Genomic DNA, 12,717 nt, shown 5'->3' on the forward strand with positions numbered 1-12,717 from the left:
TATCAAGATCTCTTGGAGACATTGGACCAGCTTCGGATACGGACCGCTCGGTTTCGCCGAGTGGCGCTTCACCTGCACTCTCCGGACAGTTACGACTGGAACCGTACGGGGGACAAGACGCTCAATGACCGCGAAAGGCTAATCGCTGACGACGGTGATAGCGAGTTCATCGGCGCGTTGAAAAAGCATCTCGACCTAGTCGTCATAACCGACCACATGAGATGCACCTACGCCAGCCGGGTATCCCAGCTCAGTCGAGGTGAAAAGAACTTCCTGGTCTTGCCTGGAATGGAAGTGAACTTCCAGCCAGAGGCGGCCATCAGTTGCTTTCGCGTGCATCTTCTCATCGTCCTTCCCGAGGGAGCAACCGTGGAGAAGTTCAGTCGAATTTTCGCAGGGGTGAAAGACATTCCAGACGATGAGAAAAGAGAAGGTCAGGAGGAGGTCCAAAACCTGCGCCTGTCGGACTTTATTAAGCATGTTCACGACGAAGGCGGCTTGTGCGTCGCGGCACATGTCAATTCCCAGCAAGGCATCCGTCACCTTTTCCGACAAACCGGCGCGGAAATCATCAAACAATTCACCTCCGATCCAGCCGCCCAGGAAGAGCAGGAAAAAGATCTCTCTACGGAACTCAAGAAATACCTGTTTTCCGTCGAGTTCGATGCTCTTGAGATCGCGAAAGCGGCGGACAAAAGGCACTACCGCTGGTCCATGCCCGAGAAGGGGTATGAGGTTGCAATCCCCGTGACGATGCGATTTGACGCACACTGCATAGAAGACTTTTCACGGACTGACTTGGTTACTTGGATCAAGATGACCACTCTTGGCCTTAAGGGGCTCCGCGACGCATTGAAAATTCCAGAGACGCGAATCCGATTCGCAACTGACCTGCCCATGCCACCCAGTCCCCGACTCCTTGGAATTGAAATCTTGGGTGACAGCAGCTCCCTATTTGAGAAAGAACGCATCGCCTTTGCCGAAAACCTCAATTGCCTCATCGGACCAAGAGGATCGGGAAAATCCACTATCGTCGAGGCGCTGCGCTACGTGTTCGGCTATAATCGCACACTTTCAGAACTCGACTCGACGAACAAGCTCTCCGAACGCATCCGTGAGATGCAAGAAGCAAATCTATCCGGATGTCTGATCCGTGTCGTCTATCAAACCCGGTCCGGCGAGAAGCGGGTTCTTGAAGCAACATTCGACCCACAGGAGGATTACGTCACCAAGGTATTCGATGCCGATGGCGAGCCACTTTCCGTTGCTGATGTTGAATCGAGCGGCGATTATCCCGTGCGACTCTTCGGATGGAGCGAAATCGAGACGCTCGGCCGGGACACCGCACGGCAGCGGGATTTATTGGACCGTCTTATCGTGGAATTGCCCCCGGTCAAGCAGGAACGTGACGAACTGACCCAGCAGTTCCAGGCTAACCGAAAAGAAATTGAGAAGACTATAGCCGATCTCAAGGCCATCTATCATCGCAACAATGGTGTGATTCGTCGCTTTTCCGAATATAAGGCTGCCTTCGAGAAGATCAACACGGAGGACGTTAAGAAGCATTTCGGCGATCTCGACCTCGCCCAGATGAAAGGGCAAGCGTTGGAGCTCATCAAGAAGAACGTCGATTCTTTTAGCTCCAAGGTAAGCGCACTTGACGCTACTTCCCTACGTGAGGGATTGTCTGAACTTCTCGAATCCGCACCACAGGAACTCCGTGACTGGTGGATGAACAATGCCACGCCGATACTGCACATTGTAGAATCCGAGGCAGATGTGCAGAAAACACTTTCGTCCGCGACCCATGCGTTGACGGGACTGGCCGGACTGATCGTTCAGAATATCGCGGTTGCCAAAGCTGAAATCGAGGCGATCCAGTTGAGAATAAGGGGGTCATTGGCAGACGACTCATCCATGCAAAAGATCGCGGATCTTCGCTCGAACGCCGAGCGTCGATTACGCGAGGCATCCGCGGTCCGCGACGAGTACCTGAAAACATGGAAACGCTTGCAAACCTCGTTGACATTGCGGGAAAACTCCGCGGGCAAGATTGTAGAAATCCACGAACGGATTGCAGAAATCCGAGCTGCCAGTAATCTGAAGATAGAGACGACGCTCAATCAATACCTTGCCGGCCACATGAAGGTGTCGCTTAGTTTCCGTGCTGGGTGTGATACACAGGCGTTTGCTGATTCGGTCGTCAAGAAAAAGGTCGCCGCATCGTTCGCCACGCAGTACAAGAACCGACGAATTCCAGACATTCTCGCCGCCCATTTCAATCCCTTCACCCTAGTGCGTGCGCTTCTTGGCGGCGATCCCCACGCCTTTGAGGGAAAGCAGTTGCCAGACGATCCGTCAGCCCAGATCACCGCCACTGAAGCTCAGAAGGCGGTGGATGCATGGAAACCGTGGGGGAAGGATGAAGCCGCTCAAGTCGAAGCCCTGAATGAGGACGGCGAACGTCTCACGAATCTGTTGAAGCTGCAGGAGGTCGAATGGGACGACGAGGAGAGCATTCTCCTCAATGACAGACCTGTTGGAGAGTTATCGCCCGGGCAGCGGTCCAGTGCCATGTTACCGCTCATTGCATTGGCGGAGTCGACTCCGCTCGTCATCGACCAACCCGAAGACAATCTCGACAACCGCCTTATTGGCCAGATTTTGGCGGACATCCTCGCGGCGCTGAAGGAAAGGCGGCAAATCATCGTCTGCACACATAATCCGAATATCGTTGTTTCCGGTGATGCTGAGCAAGTGATCGTTCTGAATGCGATTAGCGACCGCAAGGCGACTGTGGAGAAACACGGTTCAATTGACAACGACGACATCGTGCAGTCGGTCATTGACATCATGGAAGGTGGGCGCGATGCCTTCCGTGTTCGACAGCATCGCTATGGTATGGATCTCCCACCCGCCCTTGCAGTGGTGGGTGGCGCATGATCCCCAAGGAATGTAAACGCCTGGCGGAGGTGGATTTTCCGATTGCGGTGGTGTCAAAGCACGCCGCGCGGGAGAAATCGATCCGGCATGGACACCCGAGCACACTGCACCTCTGGTGGGCGCGGCGACCACTCGCCTCGTGCCGGGCGATGCTGCTTGGGCTTCTGCTCCCTGATCCGTGCGACGAGCACTGCCCCAAGGAATTCAAGGATCGGGCACGGGCACTCCTGCCCCACACGGTCGGGCCTACGGATGAAGACCTGCGCAAAGGGCTTCTGAAATTCATCGGGGATTTCTCAAACTGGGATCTGGCCAATAATCCTGCGTATGTTGAGGCAGGGCGCGGCCTCGTGAAGGCCGCACACGGGGAGGAAGCGCCTCTCGTCGTAGATCCATTCGCCGGCGGCGGATCGATCCCCCTTGAGGCCCTGCGGCTGGGCTGCGAGGCGTTTGCCTCGGACCTCAACCCCGTGGCCTGCCTCATCCTCAAGGTCATGCTGGAGGACATTCCACGCCACGGCCCGAAGCTTGCCGAGGAACTCCGGCGCGTGGGCGGTGAGATCAAGAAAGCGGCAGCAGAAGAACTGGCTGAGTTCTATCCTCACGATCCCGATGGTGCCACGCCCATCGCCTACCTCTGGGCGCGAACGGTGCGCTGCGAAGCTCCGAACTGCGGCGCGGAGATTCCGCTCATGCGCTCATTCTGGCTCTGCAAGAAAGCGAACCGGCGACGCGCGCTTCGGCCAAAAGTTGTAAAGCGCCGCGGCGAACAACGGAGAATCGATTTCGAGATCTTTGAGCCGAAAAAGGAGAGCGATGTGGGAGCCGGGACGGTCACCCGAGCGAAGGCGACGTGTCTATGCTGCAATGCTGTTCTTCCACCGGAACGGGTGCGGGCGCAACTCGCGGCCCAGCGCGGCGGCGCGGATGTTATTTTCGATGGCAAAGGGAACCGCAGCGGCGGTGCGGTCATGGCGGCGGTAGTGACGCTGCATCCGGGCAAGCCAGGGCGCAACTACCGCCTGTCCACAGTGCGCGAGTATCAGGCCGTCTGGAGGGCACAGAAGCGGCTCAAGTCGATCCTCGGCGAGTGGGAACGTGGCGGCAAGAAGGGGCTTTGCCCGGTGCCGGATGAAGTGATCTCGCTCAACGAGATTCGCAGGATTAGTGTTCCGATCTACGGAATGAGCAGTTGGGGCGACCTGCTCACTTCGCGGCAAAAGATCGCGTTGGTGACTCTCGCTCGGTTTGCTCGCGAGCGACTAATTGAGGGTGAGGCTGCACTATCGACTGCTCTTGCGCTGGGGGTGGATCGAGCAGCGGATCAGCTGTCTAGCTTGGTGCGGTGGTTAGAAACCATCGAGGCCATCGCGAGCACTTTCGGGCGTCAGGCCATCGGAATGGTGTGGGACTTCTGTGAGACAATTCCCATCGGCGATCACTCGTCCAACTTCGGAGCCGCGCTCGAATGGATAGCGAAGGTCATTCAACACTGGCCAGCGTCGAGTACCGGTCAGGTTCAGGTTGCAGACGCGGCCAATCACCCACTTCCCGACCAGACAACTTCGATTTGGTTCACCGATCCACCCTACTATGACGCCGTACCCTACGCGCACTTGTCAGACTACTTCTACGTGTGGCTGCGGCGAATCTTTCCGATCACCGGCGGGACGCACTTTGGTTCGGAGGTGTCGCCGAAGGATGCCGAGATCGTTGTAGACAGACCGCACACTCGGAGTACTTCCAAGAAGAATGCGACTTCCTACGAAGCTGGGATGGCCACCGCCTTCAGAGAAGGGCGACGTATCCTTTCTCAAGAAGGTGTCGGCTCGGTAGTGTTTGCTCATAAGACAACCGAAGGTTGGGAAGCCTTGCTGTCCGGGATGATTCGTGGTGGATGGACGATCACGGGCTCGTGGCCCATTGCGACAGAAAGGACTGCGCGGGTCAATGCACAGGAGACAGCTTCCCTCGCCACCAGCGTCCACCTCGTCTGCCGCCCGCGGCCAAGAGATGCCGGCGTGGGCGACTGGGGCGAAGTCCTACGGGAACTGCCCAAGCGCGTCGGAGATTGGATGGAGCGCCTACAGGGCGAGGGCATTCGCGGTGCGGACTTGGTCTTTGCCTGTATCGGCCCGGCATTGGAAATTTACAGCCGATACTCGAAGGTTGTGGATGCGGAGGAACGCGAGATTCCGCTTGGGGGCAATCCTGAGGCAAAAGAACCTCACCTACGCGGCTACCTTGCCTACGTATGGGAAATCGTCGGTCGGATAGCTCTTGAGCACGTGCTCGGCACCGCGGAAGCGAAGGCCAGAAACGGCGCGGCCGGAGCTTTGGAAGAGGACGCGAGGCTGACGGCGCTGTTTCTGTGGACGTTGCAGAGTACCCAACAGGAAGGCAAAAGTGAAAAGGGAAAAGGCAAAATTGAGGAGATGGAAGATGAGGCGCCAGAAGAGATAGATGAAGATGAAGACATTCCGCGAGGGAAGACGTCGGGATACAGCCTCGTTTTTGATGTGGTCCGGCGGTTTGCGCAGCCCTTGGGGATCAAGCTCCCGGAATGGGAAGACCGCGTCATCGAAACGAAAAAAGGCGTGGTGCGACTCTTCGCGGTGTCCGAGCGAGCAAAACAACTCTTCGGCTCGGATGGCGCCCGCGCCGTGGCCGATCAAATCGAGAAAGACCCGGCCTCGGCGAGCCAATTGGTCCTCTTCGGCGAACGGCAGGAGGAACTTCCGCTTAGGAAGAAGGGACGCACCAGGAAGTCGGGTGGTCAGGTATCCGATGAGGCCATGAAGCCCCAGCGTGAAGCGACCACGCTCGACCGCGTCCACGCGGCTATGCTTCTTCAGGCCGGCGGCCGAACCAACGCCCTCCGCGCCCTCCTCAAGGCCGAGCAAGACCGTGGCCCAGACTTCGAGCGCCTCGCCAATTCCCTCTCCGCCCTCTATCCCCGGTACAGCGAAGAAAAACGCCTCCTGGACGCAATGCTCCTCGCCGTGCCAAGATAGCGCCATCACTCATGCTGACCCAGGCGGAGGCCGATCTTCTGATTGCGATGAAGAAAACTTTCGCAGATCCCAAACCCCTGCGGCTCACACCGGGACGTAAGCGAGTGTATGAACTGCTCGGCGATGACAAGAAGGAACAATTCCTACTCGACATATGGCGGGCAAGCCTGAAGTTATCGAAAGTGTCCTTCAACACCCGGGGCAGGAAGGTGGTCGTGCTGGTACGAGTTGATCTGGACGGGGCACCGCACACGAACCCAGATGAAACCAAGATTGGGGGAAGCCACATACACTTGTACCGTGAGGGCTACGATGACAAGTGGGCATACCCTCTCGACCAATCTGAATTCAGGAAACCGTCAAGCGTTGTCCAAACCCTCCTCGATTTTCTCGCCTATTGCAGAATTGGCGGATATCCTCCCGTCCAGGACGAGAACTGATGAACCGTCTGGAATGTGAACAATTGGTGGAGTCATACGTCGAGTGGATCAAGAAAGGACTCTCGGTCGCCCAACTTCAAGACGCCTGCGAATTGACCACACCGTTCCTGGACAGACACAATGACCACCTGCAAATCTACGCCCAGAAGAAGGATGGCAAGATTCTGATCACCGACGACGGATATATCCTTGCGGACTTGGAAACGAGCGGGATGGACCTGCTTACTCCGAAGCGACGAGCCGTCCTCGAGACGATGTTGAAGGGATACGGCGTCAGGATGGAGGAGGATCGTTTGATCGTGGATGCCACACCCCGCAATCTTGGGCAACGCATTCATTCGCTGGTTCAAGCGATGCTTTCAATCAATGACATGTTTGTGATGGCCCAGCCTCGGGTCTCCGGTTTTTTCTGGGAGGACGTAAGAGGCTTTCTGGATGAGAACAGGATCCGATATAGCCCTCGCGTAAAAATATCTGGCAGAAGCGGATTCGATCAGGCAATCGATTTTCTAATCCCAAAATCCCAGAGCCGGCCTGAACGACTGATACAAGCGATCAACACGCCAAGCAAGAACACTATCGGTTTCTATCTCTTTTCCCTCTCGGACACTCGTGAGGCAAGGGTGGACGCTTCCGAAGCGTATGCATTTCTGAATGATCAAGATCGCAAGGTGGGTGGCGAGATCATGGATGCACTGCAAGTCTATGAGGTGAAACCCGTGATTTGGAGTGGACGCCAGCAGGCTGTTCATGCATTGGCCGAATAGGGCGAGAGCGTGGAATACTGGTACAAGGTCGTAGCGCCGGAGAAGGAGGTTCGCGAGGGGCAGTCGTTTGACCCGGAGCAAGACATGACAAAGGTTTTCATCGCCGGTTCCAGGCATGTGACGAGACTCGACACAGAGGTGATGGCCAGAATTGACCGAATGATGGAGCAGAACTTCTCAATCTTGATCGGCGATGCCAACGGCGCCGACAAGGCGGCACAAAAGCACCTCCATGCAAAGGGCCACAGGAACGTCCAGGTGTTCTGCGTCGAAGGTGAGTGCAGGAACAATCTCGGCGGCTGGCCGGTCAGATCCGTGCGTTCCTCCTCCGTCAGGAAGGACTTCGCCCACTTCGCCAGCAAGGACGCCGTCATGGCCAATGAGGCTACGGTGGGGTTCATGTTGTGGGATGGCAAGAGCACAGGGACTTTGGCGAACGTTTCGCGGCTCATCGGCCAAGGCAAATCCGTCCTGGTGTACCTTGCTCCAACCCGCTCGTTTCTCGAATTGAAGAATGAAGCGGACTGGCAGAAGCTCCTTTCTGATTGCCCTGCACCGGTGAGAAATCGTTTCTTGACGAAGGTGAGCGGTAGCAAGAAGCGCCCGCCGCGCCCCCACCCTCTCAGCCTCTTTCCGCAAGCCCCTCGATGGAACCCTGGTACAAGGTAGCCACGCCTCGTAGGGAGGTACGGGAGGGACGGTCGTTCAACCCGGACGAATTCGCCATCGCGCTGGAGCAGGTGGTGGCGGGAAATGCGCCAGAGGACTACCAAGACCCGACAAAGTTCTTCGCCCGAACGTGTTTCACGCGCGCCCTGCGGGAATACTCCGGGTTGGTCTTGCGACGGCTCCAAGGCAAGACGGAAAGCACGGCGCCTGTCCTCACGTTGGTCACGCAGTTCGGCGGCGGGAAAACTCACACGTTGACAACCCTTTACCACATCGCCAAGAACGGCAAGGCACTCCACAAGAACAAGGATACTTCCGACCTTCTATCCCATGCCGAGCTACCCATCGTCGAGAACGTCCGGGTCGCCGTCTTCGTCGGCAACGCCTGGGACCCGCGCGAAGGCCGAGAAAATCCATGGATCGACATTGCGCGCCAGCTTGCGGGCGAGAAGGGAGTTGCCGAACTGGGCCAGGCGGCCAAGACCACCCCGCCGGGCACGGAGGCTCTGCATCGCGTCTTTCAGGCCGCAAACGGTCCTATTCTGATCCTGATGGACGAGGTGTTGAATTTCTTCAATCGTCATCGGCCGCTGGTGGAGCCAACTTACGCGTTTTTCGACAATCTGAACCGGGCCATGACCGGTACGACCCACGGCGCCATGGTGATCAGCCTGCCCCGCAGCCAGGTGGAAATGACGGACTGGGATACGCAGTGGCAGGAGCGGATCACCAAGGTCGTGAGGCGAGTGGCCAAGGAGCTCATCGCGAACGACGAGACGGAAATCAGCGAAGTCGTCCGCAGGAGGCTTTTCGAGGACCTCGGCAGCGAGAAGGCCCGAAAGAACGTGGCCAAGACGTTTGCCGACTGGTGTTTTGAGAGGCGAGCCCAACTTCCACCCGAATGGACGGCAGTGGATACGAGCGCGACGGACGCCAAATCGCGCGAGTTTCTTCAGAAGAGGTTCGAGGACTGCTACCCCTTCCATCCCGCCACCCTCTCGGTTTTCCAGCGCAAATGGCAAGCCCTTCAGCAGTATCAGCAAACCCGAGGCACCCTGGCCATGTTCGCCCAATGGATCTCCATCGCTGCCCAAGAGAGCTTCAAGAAGGCCCGGACGGAACCGCTCATCACGCTAGGCTCCGCGCCCCTTGAGGTTCCTGAGTTCCGGAGCGTGGTGCTGGGGCAGATCGGAGAGGCCCGGCTCGCCACGGCCATCGATTCCGACCTGGCTGGAGCTCATTCGCATGCCAAGGCCCTCGATGCGGATACAAAGGGCCCTCTCCGGGACATACACAGGCGAGTCGGCGCAGCGATCCTGTTCGAGTCTTCCGGTGGGCATGCGCAGAAGGTGGCCCACCTTCCCGAGCTCCGCTTTGCGCTAGGGGAACCCAGTATCGATACAACCTCCGTCGATAGCGCCGCCTTCGCCATGGAAGCCAGTGGCTACTACGTCCGGAAGGTCGGAACCGACGGCTTCCAGATCCACCACCAAGCAACCCTCAAGAAAGTGGTGAGCGATCGGCGAGCGTCGCTGGACCAGGAATCAGAGGTCAAACCCACGATGAGGGATCTCGTGCGCGGGGAATTCAGGAGGGGCGCCGGCATCCCCGTTATCGATTTCCCCAACGATGGGGCGGAGATTCAGGATTCGCCGAAGCTCACAATCATTACAATGGATCCTGAACTGGAATGGATTGGGAAGGGGTCCTTACGGGTGCAGGTGGCCGAGTGGACAAAGCAGCGGGGGAAGTCGCCTCGGCTTTATCCCGGGTCGCTCGTGTGGTGTTTCAAGAAACCCGGCCGGGAGCTGAGAGACGATGTAGAGAATTGGCTTGCGTGGAAGCGAGTTGCACAGGAGCTGGCGAACGGAACCCTTGGGAGCGACTTTGATAAGTCTGATCGCTCGGAGGTGCAAGCGAGAGTGAAGATTGCCGAGGATACCGCCCGGGAGGAGGTCTGGGGCGGGTATCGGTACGTGGTGCTCTCCGATCCCGCCGAGAAGGACGGCCTCAAGGTGATCGATTTGGGAGCCGGGCACGCCAGCGCGTCGGAAACGCTTTGCGGGCGGGTTATCGCGGCACTCAAGTCACAGGCACTCCTCAATGAATCGGTGGGCGCGGGCTACCTTGATCGGCACTGGCCTCCGGCGCTGAAGAAAACCGGAGGGTGGCCGCTCGCGAGCCTTCGGCAAAGCTTTCTGAACGGTGCCCTCACCCGCCTAGTGGACCCGGATCTGGTGCTAAGGGCCAAAGTTGTGGAATTCGTCGGCCGGGCAGAGTTCGGCTTGGCTTCCGGGCAGAAGAAGGACGGTTCGTTCGAGCGGATCTGGTTCGAGGAAATGCTGCCCGTGGATGAGGTCAATTTCGACGAAGGCGTTTTTCTCCTGACGAGAGCCAAGGCCAAGGAACTCAAGGGAGGCGGCATTGTAGTTACGTCAACGCCCACGGGTCCGACCGCCCTGACGACGCCACCACCAACGGTGGGCCCAACGCCTCATCCCCCGGTGGAGCCAGTAGCGGGCACCCGGACCATCCGGCTGGTCGGCGACATCCCTCCCGAACTCTGGAACCGACTGGGCACGAAGATTCTCCCGAAACTCCGCTCAGGCGACAACCTCAAGGTGGGCGTCGAATTCACCGTGACCGTCAAGTCCGGCGTTGCCCCTTCCCTGGAATCGGACCTCCGCCAAATCCTTGCCGACCTCGGCCTCACCAACCGCATTCGCATCGAGTAGTTGGTGCGGGCTTCCCCCGGGGAGCAGCCCAACACCTGCACTGTTCAGTTGGCCCCTACCTGAAGGCGTTCGGGGGCGACAGCCCCTACTTTTCCCTTCTGAGCTGCTCGATTTCTTTTTCGAGAGATTCTTTGAGCCAAGCCGCATCTTGAATCTGCTTCGCGAGTTCCATGACTTCATCCACCTTCCGTTTCTCGTCAGCCAGCATCTGCCGGTACACATCTCGCTGGTTCTGGAGGATCCTAATTTCTTGCTTGATCGATTCGATCTTCGCATGGAAGTCAACAATGGCATTGATCATCTCATCGAGTTCTCCAGAGCGTAAGGCTTTCTGGATTTCGAGATGCGCCAACTGAGCCTGCAACTTTTTCCGGTCCTCCTTGTACCAGAACGGGAACGCCAGAACGTTCGCGGTGCTTTCGCTGAGGGCATTCGCCACTTCCCGGGCCCCGAGAAGTAGATCGGCCACCTCGGAGGGCGCCAATCCCTCCTGTCGGAGAATCTCCAAGGCATTCAGTGCGTCGGAAACTCCGGTCATTCTACACCAGTCCAGCACCACCTTCTCCGCCTCGGCCGGGGTCATTCCAATCTCCTTCACCAAGGCTTTCGGGTTGTATTCCTTATCGAGCGAAATGAAAGCGCGAGACATTCGATCCCTCTCCGACTGGTTCGGGGTCGCGGGAACAGGAGAGGTCGGCTTTGCCAGCGTGGTTGCCGACGGCGGGTGGACGGCAGCAGGCTTCGTGGAGCCGTTGGTTGGAATGGGAGCGGTAGGCTGTTTGGACTGGATGCCTGGCGGATTGTTGAGGGTGGACCCATTGGAGCCCTCCGCGACAGGTTCTGCTTCCCGTCGCAGCAGACGCGCAACGCTATTGCGGTGGAGATCAACAGCCGCCGCGATAGCCTTGTAGCTCCAGCCTTGTTCGGCCATCTCCAACACCTTGGCGCGTGTGGGGGGATCAATCGTCTTCGACATGCTACAACGCGGCCTTCAGTGCGAGGTCACCGTATCTAATCCTGCACCCGTCATGCAACCCACGCGAATCCGTGGAAGCACCACAGGCTCAATCGGGCAGCGGAATTGCACCATCCGCGTGCTGAACATGCCACTTTCCGCGCACGGATACGTCGGCAAAATGCCCTGGATCGGTCGCATTAGTTCTGCCCATCTCACGAATGCGATCTTCCAGGGTACCCCGCGGGCACCCCAATGGTCGCATGTGCACCTTTCCACTGTCCGAATGAGTGCCGGAATTGTGCCCACGGACTACCACGGACAGGAACGAGTCTGCACAGAGTTACCCCATACCGAAGATGGGATGGAACGGGGAGCCGGGCCCGCCAGTGGCATCCGCACGATGCCCGGGCGCTGAAGCCCGACTCCCCGAGGGTTATTTCGCGGGAGGAATAGAAGGAGGGCAGACTCAGCGGCGTGCCCCCTCTGCTTCCTCTTCTTCCGGGGCATTCTCGACCAACAGGAGAAAGCGTGACGCTCGATCACCTACCTGTTCGAGTTCGGCGACCAACGGCGCGCCCAGATCGGCCTCCACTTCATCGGCATACTTGAGAACCGCCTCAACGGCTGCCCGCGCTCTCGAGGCGGACTGTCGCGCCGACGCATACCTGTGGGTGTGCAAGTGCCCAAGAGCTTCAGCCAGATGTTTCTCCGCCTCGGTAACGCTGGCGGCTCCGAACTCGTTGACCGCCGTCCGCAGGTCCGAGAGATTTGCTTTTCTCGTGGCCATCAAGGCCTCCTTTCTTTCTAGATGATGAAGACGCGGGAGTGTCCCGAGCCGTTCGCCCGTAAATCCCGCTTTGTTTCCCATTTCAATGAATCTCCGGCGAAAGAAACGCCTTCTTGAAGGCCGTTACCTTCGCAGGGTCTTGCCTGACGAATTCCACATCGTCCGTGTCCAAGTAGTACACCGCCTCTCCATCTTCCCGGATGATCCCAGCTTGCAGGGCCTCGCCTCGATTCCGGGCAATCCAAACGTGCTCATCGAAAATCCCAGACCATATGCGGTGGGCCAGTGGCCGAGCCTGAGCATCCAATTTCCGTTCACAGACGGGGGACCTGGCCGCGTTATGGTGAAGCTGGCACATCCTTGGATCGCTTTTTTCGCTTGTTTCGCATCTCTCGATGGGACCA

Annotated in this window: 9 protein-coding genes; 6 read left to right on the top strand and 3 right to left on the bottom strand. The window is 58.1% G+C overall.

What is annotated here, in order from left to right:
- Positions 1-60: 60 nt before the first annotated feature.
- From HYT87_11445 to HYT87_11470, 6 genes are read left to right on the top strand one after another with little or no spacing between them, the layout of a single operon-like run.
- On the top strand, positions 61-2,943 hold the full coding sequence (locus HYT87_11445) for an AAA family ATPase (protein ID MBI2060373.1): 2,883 nt from the start codon (positions 61-63) through the stop codon (positions 2,941-2,943).
- Complete coding sequence (locus tag HYT87_11450) at positions 2,940-5,957, top strand: DUF1156 domain-containing protein (GenBank protein MBI2060374.1); 3,018 nt, start codon at positions 2,940-2,942, stop codon at positions 5,955-5,957. The genes HYT87_11445 and HYT87_11450 overlap by 4 nt, the downstream gene beginning before the upstream one ends.
- 11 nt (positions 5,958-5,968) lie before the next feature.
- Positions 5,969-6,397, top strand: a complete 429-nt coding sequence (locus HYT87_11455; GenBank protein ID MBI2060375.1) for a hypothetical protein — start codon at positions 5,969-5,971, stop codon at positions 6,395-6,397.
- Entirely contained in the window at positions 6,397-7,164 is a 768-nt protein-coding gene (locus HYT87_11460; protein MBI2060376.1) for a DUF1828 domain-containing protein, read from the top strand. The genes HYT87_11455 and HYT87_11460 overlap by 1 nt, the downstream gene beginning before the upstream one ends.
- 9 nt (positions 7,165-7,173) lie before the next feature.
- Complete coding sequence (locus HYT87_11465; protein ID MBI2060377.1) at positions 7,174-7,833, top strand: hypothetical protein; 660 nt, start codon at positions 7,174-7,176, stop codon at positions 7,831-7,833.
- Positions 7,812-10,568, top strand: a complete 2,757-nt coding sequence (locus tag HYT87_11470; protein MBI2060378.1) for an ATP-binding protein — start codon at positions 7,812-7,814, stop codon at positions 10,566-10,568. Before HYT87_11465 ends, HYT87_11470 begins: the two co-directional genes overlap by 22 nt.
- Positions 10,569-10,653: 85 nt before the next feature.
- Here HYT87_11470 and HYT87_11475 read toward each other — a convergent pair whose 3' ends face one another.
- The 3 genes from HYT87_11475 to HYT87_11485 all read right to left on the bottom strand — a co-directional run bounded on the left by HYT87_11475 (position 10,654) and on the right by HYT87_11485 (position 12,671).
- Positions 10,654-11,544 carry a helix-turn-helix domain-containing protein gene (locus tag HYT87_11475; protein ID MBI2060379.1) on the bottom strand — a complete coding sequence of 297 codons (891 nt, stop codon included), beginning with the start codon at positions 11,542-11,544 and terminating at the stop codon, positions 10,654-10,656.
- Positions 11,545-11,992: 448 nt separating this feature from the next.
- Positions 11,993-12,313 carry a hypothetical protein gene (locus HYT87_11480; GenBank protein ID MBI2060380.1) on the bottom strand — a complete coding sequence of 107 codons (321 nt, stop codon included), beginning with the start codon at positions 12,311-12,313 and terminating at the stop codon, positions 11,993-11,995.
- An 82-nt stretch (positions 12,314-12,395) separates the two neighbouring features.
- On the bottom strand, positions 12,396-12,671 hold the full coding sequence (locus HYT87_11485) for a hypothetical protein (GenBank protein MBI2060381.1): 276 nt from the start codon (positions 12,669-12,671) through the stop codon (positions 12,396-12,398).
- Positions 12,672-12,717 lie beyond the last annotated feature (46 nt).

It is taken from the genome of Nitrospirota bacterium (assembly GCA_016180645.1).
Lineage (GTDB): Bacteria > JACPQY01 > JACPQY01 > JACPQY01 > JACPQY01 > JACPAV01.

Coding starts and splice junctions, on each gene's coding strand:
- HYT87_11450 (MBI2060374.1), top strand. CDS start 2,940: ATGATCCCCAAGGAATGTAAACGCCTGGCGGAGGTGGATTTTCCGATT.
- HYT87_11455 (MBI2060375.1), top strand. CDS start 5,969: ATGCTGACCCAGGCGGAGGCCGATCTTCTGATTGCGATGAAGAAAACT.
- HYT87_11460 (MBI2060376.1), top strand. CDS start 6,397: ATGAACCGTCTGGAATGTGAACAATTGGTGGAGTCATACGTCGAGTGG.
- HYT87_11470 (MBI2060378.1), top strand. CDS start 7,812: ATGGAACCCTGGTACAAGGTAGCCACGCCTCGTAGGGAGGTACGGGAG.
- HYT87_11475 (MBI2060379.1), bottom strand. CDS start 11,544: ATGTCGAAGACGATTGATCCCCCCACACGCGCCAAGGTGTTGGAGATG.
- HYT87_11480 (MBI2060380.1), bottom strand. CDS start 12,313: ATGGCCACGAGAAAAGCAAATCTCTCGGACCTGCGGACGGCGGTCAAC.
- HYT87_11485 (MBI2060381.1), bottom strand. CDS start 12,671: ATGTGCCAGCTTCACCATAACGCGGCCAGGTCCCCCGTCTGTGAACGG.